16 protein-coding genes are annotated in these 16,558 nt (G+C 41.6%); 7 read left to right on the forward strand and 9 right to left on the reverse strand.

Annotated features, from left to right (window positions below; genetic code table 11):
- The first annotated feature begins 4 nt into the window (after window positions 1–4).
- The 6 genes from IEY67_RS04000 to IEY67_RS04025 all read left to right on the forward strand — a co-directional run bounded on the left by IEY67_RS04000 (window position 5) and on the right by IEY67_RS04025 (window position 5,444).
- Window positions 5–322, forward strand: a complete 318-nt coding sequence (locus tag IEY67_RS04000) for a DMT family transporter (RefSeq protein ID WP_122352747.1) — start codon at window positions 5–7, stop codon at window positions 320–322.
- 257 nt (window positions 323–579) lie between these two features.
- Window positions 580–1,431: an ATP phosphoribosyltransferase gene (gene hisG / locus IEY67_RS04005; protein WP_122352748.1), complete on the forward strand. Its 852-nt coding sequence runs from the start codon at window positions 580–582 to the stop codon at window positions 1,429–1,431.
- A 165-nt stretch (window positions 1,432–1,596) separates the two neighbouring features.
- Window positions 1,597–2,877 carry a histidinol dehydrogenase gene (gene hisD, locus IEY67_RS04010; protein WP_183669903.1) on the forward strand — a complete coding sequence of 427 codons (1,281 nt, stop codon included), beginning with the start codon at window positions 1,597–1,599 and terminating at the stop codon, window positions 2,875–2,877.
- Complete coding sequence (gene hisC, locus IEY67_RS04015; RefSeq protein ID WP_122352750.1) at window positions 2,874–3,905, forward strand: histidinol-phosphate transaminase; 1,032 nt, start codon at window positions 2,874–2,876, stop codon at window positions 3,903–3,905. The genes hisD and hisC overlap by 4 nt, the downstream gene beginning before the upstream one ends.
- Window positions 3,906–3,907: 2 nt before the next feature.
- Window positions 3,908–5,035: a bifunctional histidinol-phosphatase/imidazoleglycerol-phosphate dehydratase HisB gene (gene hisB / locus IEY67_RS04020; RefSeq protein WP_183669905.1), complete on the forward strand. Its 1,128-nt coding sequence runs from the start codon at window positions 3,908–3,910 to the stop codon at window positions 5,033–5,035.
- 1 nt (window position 5,036) lies between these two features.
- On the forward strand, window positions 5,037–5,444 hold the full coding sequence (locus IEY67_RS04025; protein ID WP_229800948.1) for a lipocalin-like domain-containing protein: 408 nt from the start codon (window positions 5,037–5,039) through the stop codon (window positions 5,442–5,444).
- 87 nt (window positions 5,445–5,531) lie between these two features.
- Here the strand turns inward: IEY67_RS04025 and ybaK are convergent, their stop codons facing one another.
- Together ybaK and IEY67_RS04035 are read right to left on the reverse strand one after the other, a co-directional pair.
- Window positions 5,532–6,014 (reverse strand): Cys-tRNA(Pro) deacylase, encoded by a 483-nt coding sequence (gene ybaK / locus IEY67_RS04030; protein ID WP_122373034.1) that lies wholly within the window; start codon window positions 6,012–6,014, stop codon window positions 5,532–5,534.
- A 1-nt stretch (window position 6,015) separates the two neighbouring features.
- A complete protein-coding gene (locus tag IEY67_RS04035) occupies window positions 6,016–8,142 on the reverse strand; it encodes a Tex family protein (RefSeq protein WP_183669907.1) in 2,127 nt (708 codons plus the stop codon).
- Between the two features lie 137 nt (window positions 8,143–8,279).
- Between IEY67_RS04035 and IEY67_RS04040 the strand changes: the two genes are divergently transcribed.
- A complete protein-coding gene (locus tag IEY67_RS04040; RefSeq protein WP_183669909.1) occupies window positions 8,280–9,788 on the forward strand; it encodes a PAS domain-containing sensor histidine kinase in 1,509 nt (502 codons plus the stop codon).
- Here the strand turns inward: IEY67_RS04040 and IEY67_RS04045 are convergent.
- The 7 genes from IEY67_RS04045 to IEY67_RS04070 form a co-directional block, all read right to left on the reverse strand.
- On the reverse strand, window positions 9,781–11,160 hold the full coding sequence (locus tag IEY67_RS04045) for an ATP-binding cassette domain-containing protein (protein ID WP_183669911.1): 1,380 nt from the start codon (window positions 11,158–11,160) through the stop codon (window positions 9,781–9,783). The genes IEY67_RS04040 and IEY67_RS04045 overlap by 8 nt on opposite strands.
- The gene (locus IEY67_RS04050) at window positions 11,157–12,074 is read right to left on the reverse strand and encodes a substrate-binding domain-containing protein (RefSeq protein ID WP_122373038.1); all 918 of its coding nucleotides are present in this window, start codon (window positions 12,072–12,074) and stop codon (window positions 11,157–11,159) included. Before IEY67_RS04050 ends, IEY67_RS04045 begins: the two co-directional genes overlap by 4 nt.
- Window positions 12,075–12,079: 5 nt before the next feature.
- Window positions 12,080–12,766 carry a hypothetical protein gene (locus tag IEY67_RS04055; protein WP_122373039.1) on the reverse strand — a complete coding sequence of 229 codons (687 nt, stop codon included), beginning with the start codon at window positions 12,764–12,766 and terminating at the stop codon, window positions 12,080–12,082.
- A gap of 243 nt (window positions 12,767–13,009) precedes the next feature.
- On the reverse strand, window positions 13,010–14,578 hold the full coding sequence (locus IEY67_RS04060) for a sodium:solute symporter family protein (RefSeq protein ID WP_183669913.1): 1,569 nt from the start codon (window positions 14,576–14,578) through the stop codon (window positions 13,010–13,012).
- The gene (locus IEY67_RS25410; RefSeq protein WP_370449246.1) at window positions 14,575–14,715 is read right to left on the reverse strand and encodes a symporter small accessory protein; all 141 of its coding nucleotides are present in this window, start codon (window positions 14,713–14,715) and stop codon (window positions 14,575–14,577) included. Before IEY67_RS25410 ends, IEY67_RS04060 begins: the two co-directional genes overlap by 4 nt.
- Before the next feature lie 55 nt (window positions 14,716–14,770).
- Window positions 14,771–15,196, reverse strand: coding sequence for an ACT domain-containing protein (locus IEY67_RS04065; RefSeq protein WP_122352759.1), 426 nt, complete (start codon window positions 15,194–15,196; stop codon window positions 14,771–14,773).
- A 32-nt stretch (window positions 15,197–15,228) separates the two neighbouring features.
- Window positions 15,229–16,530, reverse strand: a complete 1,302-nt coding sequence (locus IEY67_RS04070; RefSeq protein WP_183669915.1) for a phenylacetate--CoA ligase family protein — start codon at window positions 16,528–16,530, stop codon at window positions 15,229–15,231.
- Window positions 16,531–16,558: the final 28 nt, after the last annotated feature.

The raw sequence follows: 16,558 nt of genomic DNA on the forward strand, positions 1-16,558 counted from the left end.
AATTATGGGATGGATTTATTTATTGTTAGGCGGCCTGTTTGAGATAGGCTGGCCTGTCGGTATGAAACTGGCACAAACGACGGGATCACGTTTTCTTTATCTTTCGGTCGCTGTTATCTCAATGGCTTTGAGCGGATACTTTTTATATCTGGCACAACGGACAATCCCGATCGGAACGGCTTACGTGGTATGGACCGGCATAGGAGCTGTCGGAACTTTATTGATCGGCATCTTTATTTTCGGTGATTCGGCAGGCATATGGCGTATCCTTTCCGCTATGCTGGTCATATGCGGAATTATCGGCATAAAACTGGCATCCTAGAAAAAAAGTGAGCCTGATCGCTAATCTTTTGATAGTTTTATTTGCATTTTCAATTATTATTGTAACTTTGCGGCATCAATAAAATAACAAATGAGAAGAAAAGTATCACATCACCATCATCATCATTACAACGGGCAATAGTTCGGTGGGCTGTGAGGTGTGTAGATACGCATAATATAATTAAGTAAGGCTTGCCGTTATTCGGTAAGCCTTATTTTGTTTTTGGAAAGAATATAATTATTAAAATAAAAACAAACATGTTACGAATTGCAGTACAATCAAAAGGTCGTTTATACGATGAAACAATGCTATTATTGGAAGAAGCAGGTATCAAACTGAACAGGGGAAAGCGTATTTTGCTTTTATCGGCAAAAGGTTTTCCGGTGGAAGTGTTGTTCCTGCGTGATGATGATATACCTCAATCGGTAGCGAATGGAGTCTCTGATATAGGTATTGTTGGAGAGAACGAATATGTAGAAAAAGGAGGGGAAGCCCGCCTGGTTAAACGACTGGGATTTAGTAAATGCCGTGTGTCTTTGGCTATTCCTAAAGATGAAGATTATCAGGGAATAGAATGGTTTGAAGGAAAGACTATCGCTACTTCATATCCGGAGATCCTGAAGGCGTATCTGAAAGAAAAAGGCGTAAAGGCCGATTTGCATGTTATCAGCGGTTCAGTTGAGATTGCTCCGGGTATCGGTTTGGCTGATGCCATTTTTGATATTGTCAGCTCAGGCAGTACGTTGGTCAGCAACCAATTGAAGGAGGTTGAAGTGATCATGCAAAGCGAAGCGCTTTTGATCGCCAATAATAATCTGTCGGAAGAAAAGCTGGCGATCCTGGATGAACTGTTGTTCCGCTTTGAAGCAATCCAGGTAGCCGAAGGAAAGAAATATGTATTGCTGAATGCTCCGAAAGACAAATTGGATGAGATCATAGAAGTGTTGCCGGGTATGAAAAGCCCGACGGTGACGCCGTTGGCAAATGGCGACTGGGTTTCTGTACAGTCTGTTATTGCAGAGAAACATTTCTGGGAAATTATCGGAAAGCTTAAATCGTTGGGAGCAGAAGGTATTTTGGTTATTCCTATTGAGAAGATGATACTTTAATAAAATGTATAACAACTATCATACGTCCGGTGACACCCGGGTCTCAATGCCCTTTACACCCGGTGTCAGCATCGTTGAGATGGGGTGTAAATAGTGCGGGGAATTAAGTAATAGATATGATAGATTATGATAGGAGTTTTTAGAATATAGATATAGAGTGCAATTATGGAAATAATAAAATATCCATCAAAAGAAGAGTGGGTTTCGTTGGTCAAACGGCCTGCTTTGGATGTGACGACTTTGTTTGACACGGTCCGTACCGTATTGGATGAAGTGCGCCAGGAAGGTGATGTTGCCGTAAAGCGATATGAAGAAAAGTTCGACAAAGTAACATTAACGGATCTTCAGGTATCGGAAGCCGAGATAGAAGAAGCTTGTGAACTTGTCTCCGAAGAATTGAAGCAGGCTATTCGTACAGCTAAAGACAATATAGAGAAGTTTCATGCTTCCCAACGTTTCACCGGACATAAAATAGAAACGACTCCCGGTGTAACCTGCTGGCAAAAAGCAGTTGCAATAGAGAAAGTCGGCCTGTATATTCCGGGAGGAACGGCACCTCTGTTTTCTACAGTCTTAATGTTGGCTGTGCCGGCACATATTGCAGGTTGTAAAGAGATCGTTTTATGTACTCCTCCGAACCGGGAAGGCAAGGTGCATCCGGCTATTCTTTTCGCCGCCCGTACAGCTGGTGTCAGCAAAATATTTAAAGCCGGTGGAATACAGGCTATTGCTGCGATGGCTTACGGAACGGAGTCCGTACCTAAAGTATATAAGATCTTTGGCCCCGGCAACCAGTATGTAACGGCAGCCAAACAGCTTGTCAGCCTGAAAGATGTAGCTATCGATATGCCGGCCGGCCCTTCTGAAGTGGAAGTAATTGCAGATGAAACAGCTAATCCAGACTTTATTGCTGCTGATTTTCTCTCACAGGCTGAACATGGAGCGGATAGCCAGGCCATTCTGGTTACATCGGCCGAAAACATGGTTTCTCCTGTAGCTGAAGCCATCCGTCGTCAATTGTCTGCACTATCCCGTCAGGAAATTACGGAAAAGGCATTAGAACACAGCCGTATAATCGTATTGAAGGATGAACAGGAAGTGATCGATTTCACAAATATGTATGCTCCGGAACACCTGATCATACAGACCGGAAATTATGCCTATATTGCAGAACAGATTGAAAATGCAGGAAGTGTGTTTATGGGTCCTTATACACCCGAAAGTGCTGGTGATTATGCTTCTGGTACGAACCATACACTTCCTACCAATGGATATGCTAAAGCATACAGCGGTGTGAATCTGGATAGTTTTATCAAAAAAATAACCTTCCAGGAGATCACTGCCGAAGGTATTAAGAGTTTAGGTGGAACCATTCAGGTCATGGCCGGAAACGAACAGCTGGATGCTCACCGTAATGCAGTAACAATAAGATTAAAAACAATATGATGGATTTAAAAAAACTTGTAAGACCTAATATCTGGGACTTGAAGCCATATTCTTCTGCAAGGGACGAGTTCCACGGCAGTGCGTCTGTTTTTCTGGATGCGAATGAGAATCCTTATAACGAACCGTATAACCGTTATCCGGACCCGTTGCAGTGGGAGTTGAAAGACCGGATTGCCGAATTAAAAGATGTGGACCGTAATTCTATCTTCCTGGGAAATGGCAGTGATGAACCGATCGATCTCGTGATCCGTGCATTTTGTGATCCGGGAATCGATACCATCGTTAGCATAGCTCCTTCTTACGGTATGTATGAAGTGGCAGCAAATGTAAATAATGTGGAATTTAGAAAAGTCGAATTAACGGCTGACTTTGAACTGGATGCAGACAAGTTACTGGAAGAAGTGGACGAGTGGGTGAAAGTAATTTTCCTTTGTTCGCCGAACAATCCGACGGGAAATAGCTTGAACCGGGATGAAATTTATAAGATATTGACTGATTTTGAAGGAATCGTTGTACTGGATGAAGCTTACATTGATTTCTCGGCAGAGCCTTCTTTTCTCCCGGAATTAAAGAAATTCCCGAATCTGATCGTGCTACAGACACTTTCCAAAGCGTGGGGAGCGGCTGGTCTCCGTTTGGGAATGGCATTTGCCTCACCTGAAATTATAGCGATATTGAACAAAATCAAATATCCTTACAATGTCAATATGCTGACACAGAAGCAGGCTCTGGAATTATTGAACAATGAGGGACAGATGCTGGAGCAATTGCGCCGTATCATGTCTGAGCGTATCCGTTTGCAGGCTGCTTTGCCGGAGCTGCCGATTGTGCAGAAAATGTATCCGACCGATGCCAACTTTATCCTGGTAAATGTCGGTAAAGCTGATTCAGTATATAATAAATTGGTAAAGAAAGGCGTTATTGTACGTAACCGGAATAATGTAACTTTGTGTAACGGTTGTCTGCGTATCACTGTCGGTACACCGGAAGAAAACGATGCATTATTGAAGGCTTTAAAAAATATGTAAACATGAAAAGAGCGCTCTTTGTCGATAGAGACGGGACATTAGTGATAGAGCCTCCTGTTGATTACCAGCTGGATAGCCTGGAAAAACTGGAGTTCTACCCAAAAGTATTCCGTAACTTATATTTCATACGTAAACAATTGGACTTTGAATTGGTCATGGTGACCAACCAGGATGGATTGGGTACGTCCTCTTTTCCGGAAGACACTTTCTGGCCAGCTCATAACAAGATGTTGAAAGCCCTGGAAGGCGAGGGGATTGTCTTTGATGACATTTTGATCGATCGTTCTTTTCCGGAAGATAATTCTCCCAACCGCAAACCGCGGACCGGAATGCTGGGTAACTATCTCGGCGGTGAATACGATTTAGCAAACAGTTATGTGATCGGGGATCGTCTGACGGATATGCAACTGGCTGTAAATCTGGGAGCCAAAGGTATTTGGTTACGTCCTTCCGATGAAGAAGCTTCCCGGTTACTGGCAGAGAATCCTTCCATATCGCCGGTCCTGATAACGGAAGACTGGGACAAGGTGACTGAATATCTTTTTGCCGGTGAGCGTCGTGCCATTGTACAGCGCACTACTAAAGAGACGGATATTTATGTAGAAGTTAATCTTGACGGCACTGGCAAGACCGAAATTTCGACCGGATTAGGATTTTTTGACCACATGTTGGATCAGATAGGAAAACATTCCGGAATGGATTTGGTTATACGTGTAAAGGGTGATCTGAATGTTGATGAGCATCATACAATAGAAGATACAGCGATTGCCCTTGGTGAAGCCTTGCTTAAAGCCCTTGGTGACAAGCGTGGCATCGAACGTTACGGTTACTGCCTGCCTATGGATGATTGCTTATGCAGTGTGGCTCTTGATTTCGGAGGCCGTCCGTGGTTAGTCTGGGATGCTGAGTTTCATCGTGAAAAGGTGGGGGATATGCCTACGGAAATGTTCCTTCATTTCTTTAAGAGCTTGAGTGATGCGGCTCGCATGAATCTGAACATTAAAGCGGAAGGTGCGAATGAACATCATAAGATAGAAGGCATTTTCAAGGCTTTGGCGCGATCTGTAAAAATGGCGATACGCCGTGATATTTATAAATATGAGCTACCAAGCACAAAAGGATTGTTATAAAATGAAGGGAATGAAATACTGGATGATAGCCGCTGTCGTAATCATACTGGCAGCATGTAGTAATGATACGGAACATAAGCTGGAAGGCAAATGGCAATTACAGCAAGTGGAAGCGAATGGAGAGGTGATACAGGCTGATACGGTATTTTATAATTTTCAGAATATATTGTTTATGTATCAGGTATATCTTGCCGATGCTGATTCTTTTTCAAATCAGCATGGCTATAATACATTAAAAGATGAGACGTCGTTGACTTTAGAGTTAGATAATTATCCTCGTCCTGTAACAAGTTTTCTACCCCGTACTGATTGGAGTTCAAAAACGCGTGAATTTACTATTGAAAAGTTAAGTGGAAAGCAGTTGATTTTGAATAGTGAAGGTAAAAGATATATATTCAGGAAATTCTAATAATAGCATAAAAAAACAGGACTGTTTGTTATTCTATACACAATGTAGAAATAAACAGTCCTGTTTTTTTATGCTATTATTAGAATCTTATTTATCAATAATCAGATCGGATATTTCAGCTTTCACTTCGCGAATTAGATCTTTTGGTGCGATTTGAACCTGTAATCCCCGTTGTCCGGCACTAATATATATATTGTCATATTCTTCTGCCGTTTGATGAATATAAGTAGGAAAATGTTTCTTCATTCCGATAGGAGAGCATCCTCCCCGGATGTAACCTGTCAAAGGTAACAGTTCTTTTACCGGAATCATTTCGCATTTCTTATTTCCGGAGACTTTTGCCGCCTTTTTCAGATCTACTTCATCAGCCCCGGGAATTACACAGACAAAATATCCGCTTTTATCTCCATGAAGGATCAGAGTTTTGAATACCTGTTCAACATTCTCACCTAATTGCTCTGCCACATGGATAGCGCTCAAATCATTCTCATCCACTTCATAAGGAACCAACTGATAAGATATTTTGGCTTTATCCAACAGTCTGGCTACATTCGTTTTATTTACTTTCATATCATAATCCTTTCATAGATAACTGAACCCGTTTGCGAACTAAATCTACGCTCAGAACCTTTACCTTAACATGTTGGTGAATAGATACGACCTGTGTCGGATCACTGATAAACCGGTCTGCCAGTTCTGAGATATGAACTAATCCGTTTTCTTTTATACCGACATCGACAAAACATCCAAAGTTCGTAATGTTGGTTACGATTCCCGGTAAGACAAGTCCTTCTTTCAGGTCCTCTATTGTTTTCACTGTCGGATCGAAAGAAAATACCTGAATGGCCTGGCGCGGGTCACGGCCTGGCTTATCCAACTCCTCCATAATATCGAGCAGGGTTGGCATACCGACTTTATCCGTGATATACAGCTTCAGATCCAGTTTTTTCTTTAATTCTTTATTTGTGATCAGTTCCTCTACTGTACATTTCAAATCCTTAGCCATTTTTTCTACAATCGGATAGCTTTCCGGATGCACGGCCGAATTGTCGAGTGGAGTTTTTCCTCCCTGTATACGGAGAAATCCGGCACTTTGTTCGAATGCTTTTTCACCCATACGGGGAACTTTCAGTAATTCACGTCTGGATTGGAAAGGACCGTGTTCTGCCCGGTAATCGACAATGTTCTGTGCCAGTGTCGGACCCAGACCAGAAATATAGGTAAGCAAATGCTTACTGGCTGTATTTACATTGACACCAACCATATTTACGCAACTTTCTACCGTTTGATCCAGACTTTTCTTTAGAGCTGTCTGATCCACATCGTGTTGATACTGGCCGACACCGATACTCTTAGGATCGATCTTTACCAGTTCGGCCAACGGATCCATCAACCGGCGTCCGATGCTGACTGCTCCCCGGACCGTTACATCGTATTCAGGGAACTCGTCCCGGGCAACTTTCGATGCAGAATAGATGGATGCTCCGTTTTCGCTGACAACAAACACCTGTACTTTTCGCTCATAGCGAATATTTGTGATGAATTGTTCTGTTTCACGGCTGGCTGTCCCGTTACCGATAGCAATAGCATCGATTGCATAGGTTGATACCAATTGAGATACCTTGGCTGCAGCTTTGCTTTTTTCATTCTGTGGCGGGTGGGGGTAGATCGCTTCGTTATGTAATAAATTACCTTGCGCATCCAGGCATACTAACTTACATCCGGTGCGATATCCCGGATCGACTCCCAGTACTCGCTTTTGCCCCAATGGTGGAGCTAATAACAGTTGGCGTAGATTTTCTGCAAAAACACGGATAGCTTCTTCATCCGCTTTTGTTTTACTCAAATTAGCATATTCCGTTTCAATGGAAGGTTTCAAAAGACGTTTGAAAGAATCATCGACTGCATTGGCAACCTGGTCTGAGGCTTCGTTGTTTCCTTTTACGAACCGTCTTTTTAACCGGTCGAGAGTCGTATCGACGTCCGGAGAGATGCCGACTCTGAGAATACCTTCGGCTTCTCCGCGGCGGAGAGCTAGTAAGCGGTGGGAACTACATCGATTCAGCGGTTCGCTGAAATCGAAATAATCCCGGTATTTAGCTCCTTCTTCCTCTTTCCCTTTGATTACTTTGGAAGAAATGATCCCTGTATGGGCAAAAGAATTACGTACGGCATTACGTGCCCCTTCATTTTCATTCACCCATTCAGCAATAATATCACGTGCACCCTGTAAGGCTTCAGCCGCATTTTTAACTTCTCCCTTGATAAAGTTTTTAACCCGATCCAATAGGTTAGACTCATTTTGTATCATGATAATCTTGGCAAGAGGCTCTAAACCTTTCTTGCGTGCAATCTCTGCTTTAGTAACCCGCTTCGGTTTGTAAGGCAGGTAAAGATCTTCTATTTCTGTACTATCCCAGGATTCTTCAATACGTTTTTTGAGTTCGGGAGTTAACTTTCCCTGTTCTTCTATAGAGCTTAATATGGAATTTTTTCTCTTTTGGATCTCTGTTAATTTATCCAGTTGATCTTTGATGTTCCCGATCTGAACTTCGTCCAGCCCTCCGGTAACTTCCTTTCTGTAACGGCTGATAAATGGTATTGTAGCCCCTTCGTTAAGCAAACCTATCGTTCTTTCAACCTGCCCGGCCGAAATATTTAGGGAACGGGAGATAAGTGAATGGAATAATGTCATCATATTTCTTTCATTTCAATTTCTATTCTACAAAGATAATCTTTTGCTGTCTATTTTACTTTTTGCGGGAAGTTCTTTCTTTTATTATTTGTCACTCTCGTTTATTTTCAACACTTTTGTGGAATAATAAATTAGTGGCTATGGAACTTTCTTATTTGGATGAAAATGCATTGGAGCAGAAATATAAGGATTTATCCGGGTTATTATCGAATATAGTGAATTCAGTGCCAATGTATTTCTTTGTCAAGGATACTGGTGATGATTTCCGTTATGTTTATTCCAGCCCGATGATGAATCAGATATATGGCCGTTTTCACAATGATGTTGTTGGAAAAACGGACTTTGATCTGTTTATGGATCCTGTAGCTGCACAGTCTTTCAGGGATATGGACGAGAAAGTCCTTCAGACAGGTGAAATGCAACGTTTTGTAGAACAAATACTCGATCCGAGAGGTGTATTGCGGTCTTTGGATACGATGAAACTACTTGTTCCCCGCGAAGGCAAATCTCCTTATTTATTAGGTATGTCGTGGGATATCACCAAACAGCGGCAAATAGAAGAAGAATTACATGAAAATAATAAAAGACTGGCTTTGTCTTGCATGGCCGGTCGTATTTATCCCTGGATATGGGATGTGGTGAATGAAACAGCCGAGTTATCTCATGTGGAGAACGGAGAAATGATTCATGCCTATATATCCCATGAAAGTTTTACAGAAAAAATACATCCGGACGATCAACAAATGTACCGGGACGTTGTAAATGCATTTGCCCAGGGGAAAATAGAGTCTTTGCGCCTAAGCTTTCGTTGCCGGTATTTTTCCGAAGAATATATTTGGCTGGAAAAGATCGGAGAAGTTTACGAATATGGAAAAGACGGAAAACCATTGAAAGCGATCGGTATTTTGAGGGATATTACGATAGATAAACGTCATGAAGCAGATATACAGGCTAAACGATTGGCAGAAGAAAGCAACCGGATGAAATCAGCTTTCATAGCCAATATGAGCCATGAAATAAGGACACCATTAAATGCAATCGTAGGTTTTTCGACCTTGATGGCACAGGCGGAAACAGAGGAAGACAAACAGGAATACCTTAAGATCATCGAAACGAGTAATGAATTTCTGTTACAGTTGATCGATGATATTCTGGATATTTCCAAAATAGAATCGGGAAAACTGGAGTTCATTTATACAAGCTTTAGCCTGAACGAGATCTTTAAGCCACAGGAACAGGCTTTTTTGCGCCGGGTGAATCCCGGAGTAGAGGTTATTTTTGAAAATGATGGAACTAATTATAGTATTATTTCTGAAAAGACAAGATTGACACAAGTTCTGACGAATTTTTTGTCTAATGCCATAAAATTTACATCGACAGGTACTATCAGATTCGGTTATCGTCTGACGGATAATGGTATTTATGGTTATGTCAGTGATACGGGAACAGGAATAAAAAATGAAGACCAAGACACTATTTTCGATCGGTTTGTTAAACTGGATCGTTTTAAGCAAGGGACAGGTCTCGGTTTGTCTATCTGCAAAACTATTATAACGATGTTGAATGGTGAGATCGGAGTAGAATCGGAGGAAGGTGCCGGAGCTACATTCTGGTTTACAATACCCTGCGACCCTGTAAAAATCAATTGACAGTTTGTAACCGGATAATTACGGAAGCAAGGCGGTCTATTTCTTCCTGATCATGGGAGGTGAAAATAATGGTCTGCTTTTGATCTGTTTGTCGTGCGATCATCCGATCGATAATACGAATGGTTAGGGCTTTATCCAATCCTTTAAATGGCTCATCGAGAAGCATGATTGCAGAAGGATATGCCAGGGCGCGGGCAAGAGCGACACGTTGTTGCTGTCCGTAACTGAGTTCATTTGGATAACGGTCACGAAATGCTTCCATTTCAACGATTTCTAATGTTTTCCGGGCTTTCTCTTCTGAATAGGAATGGTTGTAGACAGAAGCTAACGGTAGACATATATTTTGCATCACTGTCAAATGGGGTAAAAGTTCAGGTTCCTGGAAAACAACGGAAAATATTTGCTCTTTATTGGATGATATTTCCCCCTTGTCCGGTTTCAATGAACCGTCCAGTAGATTCAGTAAAGTAGTCTTGCCACTGCCGGAAGGAGCTTTTATTCCATAAATGATACCGGGTTCAAAAGTATATGAGAAATGGGATAATACTTTTATATCGGTATATTGAAAAGTAACGTCTGTCATTTTTATCGGATAAATGACGGAGGTATAATTTTTCTCTGACGTTGTATTACTAAATCGTATATTCCATTTAATATGTGATAACCGGTTGATCCCCCTATCGAAAAGGAAGCTTATCAGAATGGCTATAATAGTCCAGGCAATCAATTCCGGAACCGATATAAATAGCTGGGCACGTTTCATTTCGCCGCCGATACCGAAAGCACATTGAGAAAGGACTTCCCCCATTATGATTGCACGCCAACCGAATCCGATAGCAGAGACAAGTCCGCTGAATAGGAATGGTTTGAGTTGGGGATAATAAATATGTATCAGTTTATTTTTGCGACTGATCCTGAATTGACTTGCCATTAAGGAAAGTCCGGGCTTCAGATTGATAATACCTTTTGTCAGGTTTTCCGCCAACAGAGGAAACATAGTCAAAAAAGCGATCATCAATGGGATTCCTTCCGGATCAAGAAAGATCAAAGCTAATAATATGAATGAAATAACAGGAACAGACCTCATGATCGTCAGTAGCGGCCGGAATAATTCATAAAGTAATTCGTAGCGGGCAAACAAAAATGCAGCTAGTATTGCAGCAGCTAACGACAGCAATATACCGGATATTCCACGTAAAACCGTCGCAAAGATACTTTTATAAAAAGTATCGGTGGGAAACAACTGAAATAAGGCTTTTATAAGATCAGGAACGGACGGTATCAATTCCGGCTGATTCATGTAGGAAGCAGTCAGTTGCCAGAATAGCAATAACAAACATATGGATATAAATGAGATAAGTCCTTTTTTCATTGTTTTTCAGGCATGAAACCATCATTCGGAACTTTTCCGCCTATGGCTTTCGGTTCATATTTTTCTATCAGACGAAGAAAATCGAGAATACTTCTTTTAGCTTCTTTTGTCGATAGATATTTAATCTGGCATCTCTCTATGCTTTCCGGGGTCAGTGATCCAGGCACAAATATATTCCGGTTTTCAAGAATCTTTATTGCCTGCTCCGGTTGGTTGACAGCAAACTGGCAGGATTCATCTAGTAAACTGTCAAGTATTGTACTTTTCCCTTGCAAAGAAGGAGCATATACAATGGCGGTTTGAGCGAATCCGGGCGAAGTACTGTCCGGATTGTTCAGGCTTGATTTTATATATAATGTACTGTCTTTACGGAGAATCAGGCTTAAAAATGGTTCGGCCATTACAGCTGTTCGGATTTGTCCGCTAAGTAATCCCTGGCTTATTTCCTGGGGAGTGGAAAAAGAATAATTCAAAGAATAAGTGAGTCCTTTTTGTTTGAGATAATAACGGGTTAATATATCAGGAGTAGTACCTGCGCCAAAAATATGCAAAGTGTTTGTTCCCTGGGATGGAGCATTATATTCTTTCTTTTCGACAATATACAAGTTTCCCCAAACCGGACATCCAAGCAGGGAATACTTCAAACCTTTATTATACAGGTTTGCTGCATTTATCATGGGAAGTGCAGCCAGATCCGCTTCACTCTTTATCAATAAAGCCTGCATTTGTTCCGGAGAATCCACTATATCGACTGATAACCGTTTACTATCTATCTCCGGAGAATCTTCAATCATCTTTGCAAATGCTATAACAGAGGGACCTCGAAGAACAGCTACATGGAATACATTATTCTCCTTTTTCCCTCTATTACAACTGCATAATATCAGCAGGAACAGACAAAAGTATTTGATCATCTTTTTCATTTGCCGCCTATCCATCTGCTGCGCTTCCATTTCATATCGACCGGCATTAAATGAGTTGTGCTTCTGATCTGTAGATCCTTTTCATATATGGTCTTTTCAACCACCATATTCCATCCTTTCTTTAGGTTAAGGTCATATGTCATGGCATGATCCCACCAGTCTTTGCCTGATCCTGTTATTGTTACTGCGCGGTCACAATATATATATTGCAGCTGGTACTCGATATTTGCTGCCTCATAACTCATATACAGGAATCCGAAAACACGCGTCGAATCGGGCATGTCAGTGGCGATCTCAACGAACGAAATAGTCTTCGCATTAGTGTCACTTATCACGAATCCTGACGGAATGTCGGATGCGATGTTGCTCATAAGTTCTTGGGGAGGATTTTCCGGCAGGATCAGTTTTGTTCCGTTTTCATCGAACGGTACTTTCAGCATGATACGCGTGTCATTACCCAGAGGATCGATAGGGGAACCGATTCCGCCGAAACCATGGAATCTCGCTACGAAAGCCACCTCCGAAATAGCCTCTTTATAAGGCGCGTTATCGACATCGGATATATTGATCTCTGTAGTCAATCCGACTGTTTCATATTCTTCTGTAATGGATTCTTCATTTTTGTCACATGCTTGAAATAACAATGCCAGCAGAAAGAAGCCGGTAATCAAATACTTTCTCATATAGTTTGTTTTAGAGAAACAAAGATATGAATAAACTTCTTTGGGTAGATAAATATCTGAACTATTCCATCCTGGCGGCCTATAAAAAATTAAAGCCTGTCTCACGACAAGCCCTAACCAACTTTGTTAACCTTAAATCTAATACTATTATGAAAAAACCACGGTACAAATGTACGGATCTTTCCATAAGTAGCAATAGTTAAAATGCTAATATGTGTTTTCTAACATGTAATAAATGCAAATCTATTCCATATTTATGTTATTAGTTTTCTCCTGTGTCATCAAACTGACTATAACAATAGCCATAACCGATAACGGAAGCGCAAACAGAATAGGGTCTATTGCAAACCAAGGGTACACATCGATCAGTACATCTTTTCCTGTCAATGTTTTGCACAAACCAACAGCACCTGCTTCAGCTTTATGGAGGAACAACATAGCAAACATACTTGCCAATGCTCCGGTCCATAGACTTGCTATAGCTCCTTGTTTAGTCGCTTTTTTCCAATATAAAGCACAGAAATAGGCAGGAAGGAATGTGACTGCACAAACTCCCATAAATAAGGCCGTGCCTCTGGCGATTATACCTGCACTCAATGTATAACAAATGATATAACTCAACAATATGGAACATAATACACCGATACGGACTCCTAATGTTGAATTTGTATTTTTACGACGTCCCAGGTTCGGAAAAGCATCTGCTCCGAACGCAGCTCCCATGGTATGGAATTGTGCACTTAATGTAGACATACTGGCTGACAAGATGCACAGCATGAAAACTGCCCCGAACCATTCCGGCATTGCACGGTCTATAAATAATGGAATAATTTTATCCATATCCTTTATAGCTTCGGAAGCAACGACGCCCTCAGTCTTCATAAAAAATAAATTGGATAATGCTCCGACATGGTAGATTGCTCCTACAGTCACGATCAAGAATACACAGCCGATAAGCACCCCGCGATTCAGTTGTTTGGTGCTTTCCACCATCATAAAACGTACAACCAATTGAGGCTGTGCCAAACAACCGATCCCAACCCCTAAAATAAGTGAAGTGACCAAGGTATACCATTGGGGAGAACCGGTAACGGGCATAGCCGTCCATCCCTGATGTCCCAGTTCCTTGAATCGGTCGGGAACGAGAGGTGCAATCTCTGTCAGTTTATGATTTGCTTCGATGAATCCAATATCCATTACATGGTAAAACCAGAATAAAAGGAATAACATGCAACCGAACATGATAACTGCTTGTAAAGCATCTGTATACAAAACACCTTTGATACCTCCGGTAATTACATAAGCCGCAACGATCAGTGTGAATATTAATAGTGCCAGATGCAGGTCGATATGAAACATCTGCTCAATAAAGACAGCTCCACCTTTCATTACGACAGCTGCATATAGTGGCATTCCAATAAATATGACCGTAGCAATAAATATCTGAATACTTCGTGAATTATAATGCATCCCTAATAATTGCGGAAATGTACGTGCATTATGTTCTTCTCCCAGCTTTCGTGTTTTTCTGCCAAAGAATATGAAGGCTACGACTACTCCCATAAACATATTCAACAGGCATAACCATTGAATACCCATACCGAAAGTAGCGGCAACACCGCCAAAACCAACAATGGCGGAAGCGGAGATAAATGTAGCCCCATAAGAGAGAGCCATGACGATGGGGTTGACTTTTCTTCCCCCTAATAAGTAATCACTGGCATTTTTTGTCTGTTTATATCCTATATAACCTAACCAGGCAATAACGAACATGTAAACGATAACAATAATTCCAAGGGTAAGGGTACTCATTTATCAGATTGTTTAGGGTTATCACTCTCTTTATCTCCTTTATTCCAATAGGCAATTCCGAACCATAAAGAAAAAATTAAACACACGAAGGCTAACAGGTAGGCTAACCAGATACCGGGGTCTTCTATTCCGAACATTTGTTATTTGTTTTAGGGTAGAGAGGCTGTATAGGCCTCTCCACGATAAATAATATTATAGTTTCATCAAATCACTTTCGCAAATATATTCCAGATTCTGACGGCGGATCACTTCACGGGCTGCTTCCCGGTTATTTGTTCGCAGAATCAGGATGGATTTGTCGTTTATAGAGAAGCAATACATATATTCGATACTTAAACCGGCTTTTGTAAAGTGTGTCAGTGTTTCAGCAAAACTTCCGGCACAGGAGTTTGTGACAATTGCCAGTACATCTGTAAGATTTGCACTTACATTATTATTTTTCAGTATCTTATATGCTTTTTGCGGATCGCTTACAATAATGCGCAGAATACCATATTCAGACGTATCCGCAACTGTAGCAGCAATGATCCGTATCTTTTCTTCAGCGAGCAGAGCCAGGATTTCACTAAGTTTTCCGTATTTATTCTCCAGGAAAATAGAAATTTGATTTACCGTCATAGCTGTATCTTTTTATTTGTTGAACAATCGTTTTAACAGAACTTACGTAAGTCTTTTACCCTTACGGCCTTACCTTCCTGTGTCGGTAATGAGCCCTTGGCAACCAGTTTCAGACGCGGGGTCAGTAGCAACTCATCTTTCAACTGTCTTGTGATATCTTTTGCAAGACGTTGAAGTACGCTGTAATCGTCTGTGAACAGGTCACTTAATTCCACTTCGATCAACATTTCGTCGCTATTATTCACGGTTTCAAGGGTGATCAGGTAATTACTACCTAATTCTTTGAACTGCATCAATATCTTTTCGATCTGGATCGGGAAGAGGTTAACACCTTTCAGGATGATCATATCGTCGCTACGTCCTTTGAAACGGGCCAGACGTTTATGAGTTCTTCCGCAGGCACATTCACCGGGAATAATGCAGGTCAGGTCACGGGTACGATAGCGCAGCAATGGCATGGCTTCACGATTGATCGTTGTCAATACCAGTTCGCCGACTTCTCCTTCGGGGACAGGTTGCAATGTCTGGGGATCGACTATTTCGACAATCGTATAATCTTCCCAAATGTGCAAACCGTTTTGTTCCGTACATTCAAATGCAACTCCGGGACCATTCATTTCTGACATACCAAAACAGTTATATGCCTTTACGCCTAACAATTGTTCGATGCGTTTGCGCTGTTCTTCCGAGTGAGGTTCGGCACCGATGCAAACGGTATGTAGTTTGGTGTCTTTTCGCGGATCAAGTCCGATCTCGTACATAACTTCAGCTAAACGGGTTGCATAGCTCGGTATAATATGCAGGCAGGTCGTTCCGAAGTCGGTAATGAATTTGATCTGTCGTTTCGAATTACCGGCAGCAGCGGGAACGGTCAATGCACCAAGCCTTTCAGCACCGTATTGAAATCCCAGACCACCGGTAAACATACCGTATCCGGAAGTGTTCTGAAAAACATCCGTATCGCGTAAACCGACCATGTACATGCTGCGTGCTACCTGATTGGCCCATTGGTCCAGGTCTTTTGCCGAATGTAAAACAACGGTAGGATTACCGGTTGTACCGCTCGAAGAATGTACTCTTACACAATCCTTGAGGGGAATGGCTGCCATTCCAAACGGGTAATTATTACGCAAGTCATCTTTCGTTGTGAAAGGGATTTTTTGCAGGTCATCCAATGACTGGATACTGTCTGCCGTTATACCGTTGTCTTTAAGTACTTTACTGTAGAAAGGGGAGTGTCCGGCTAATTCTATTGTTTGTTTCAGTCGCTCTAACTGTAGTTTATTCAGTTCGTCACGACTCATCGTCTCAATATCTTTCTGCCAATACATCATAGCTTTTTCGTATTATATTGTGTTTAAT

Origin of the sequence: Parabacteroides faecis (genome assembly GCF_014647375.1) — a bacterium.
GTDB lineage: Bacteria > Bacteroidota > Bacteroidia > Bacteroidales > Tannerellaceae > Parabacteroides > Parabacteroides faecis.

Bases quoted from the DNA above. Each gene is read 5' to 3' on its own strand.
- IEY67_RS04000 (WP_122352747.1), top strand. From the start codon at position 5: ATGGGATGGATTTATTTATTGTTAGGCGGCCTGTTTGAGATAGGCTGG.
- hisG (WP_122352748.1), top strand. From the start codon at position 580: ATGTTACGAATTGCAGTACAATCAAAAGGTCGTTTATACGATGAAACA.
- hisD (WP_183669903.1), top strand. From the start codon at position 1,597: ATGGAAATAATAAAATATCCATCAAAAGAAGAGTGGGTTTCGTTGGTC.
- hisC (WP_122352750.1), top strand. From the start codon at position 2,874: ATGATGGATTTAAAAAAACTTGTAAGACCTAATATCTGGGACTTGAAG.
- hisB (WP_183669905.1), top strand. From the start codon at position 3,908: ATGAAAAGAGCGCTCTTTGTCGATAGAGACGGGACATTAGTGATAGAG.
- IEY67_RS04025 (WP_229800948.1), top strand. From the start codon at position 5,037: ATGAAGGGAATGAAATACTGGATGATAGCCGCTGTCGTAATCATACTG.
- ybaK (WP_122373034.1), bottom strand. From the start codon at position 6,014: ATGAAAGTAAATAAAACGAATGTAGCCAGACTGTTGGATAAAGCCAAA.
- IEY67_RS04035 (WP_183669907.1), bottom strand. From the start codon at position 8,142: ATGATGACATTATTCCATTCACTTATCTCCCGTTCCCTAAATATTTCG.
- IEY67_RS04040 (WP_183669909.1), top strand. From the start codon at position 8,280: ATGGAACTTTCTTATTTGGATGAAAATGCATTGGAGCAGAAATATAAG.
- IEY67_RS04045 (WP_183669911.1), bottom strand. From the start codon at position 11,160: ATGAAAAAAGGACTTATCTCATTTATATCCATATGTTTGTTATTGCTA.
- IEY67_RS04050 (WP_122373038.1), bottom strand. From the start codon at position 12,074: ATGATCAAATACTTTTGTCTGTTCCTGCTGATATTATGCAGTTGTAAT.
- IEY67_RS04055 (WP_122373039.1), bottom strand. From the start codon at position 12,766: ATGAGAAAGTATTTGATTACCGGCTTCTTTCTGCTGGCATTGTTATTT.
- IEY67_RS04060 (WP_183669913.1), bottom strand. From the start codon at position 14,578: ATGAGTACCCTTACCCTTGGAATTATTGTTATCGTTTACATGTTCGTT.
- IEY67_RS25410 (WP_370449246.1), bottom strand. From the start codon at position 14,715: ATGTTCGGAATAGAAGACCCCGGTATCTGGTTAGCCTACCTGTTAGCC.
- IEY67_RS04065 (WP_122352759.1), bottom strand. From the start codon at position 15,196: ATGACGGTAAATCAAATTTCTATTTTCCTGGAGAATAAATACGGAAAA.
- IEY67_RS04070 (WP_183669915.1), bottom strand. From the start codon at position 16,530: ATGATGTATTGGCAGAAAGATATTGAGACGATGAGTCGTGACGAACTG.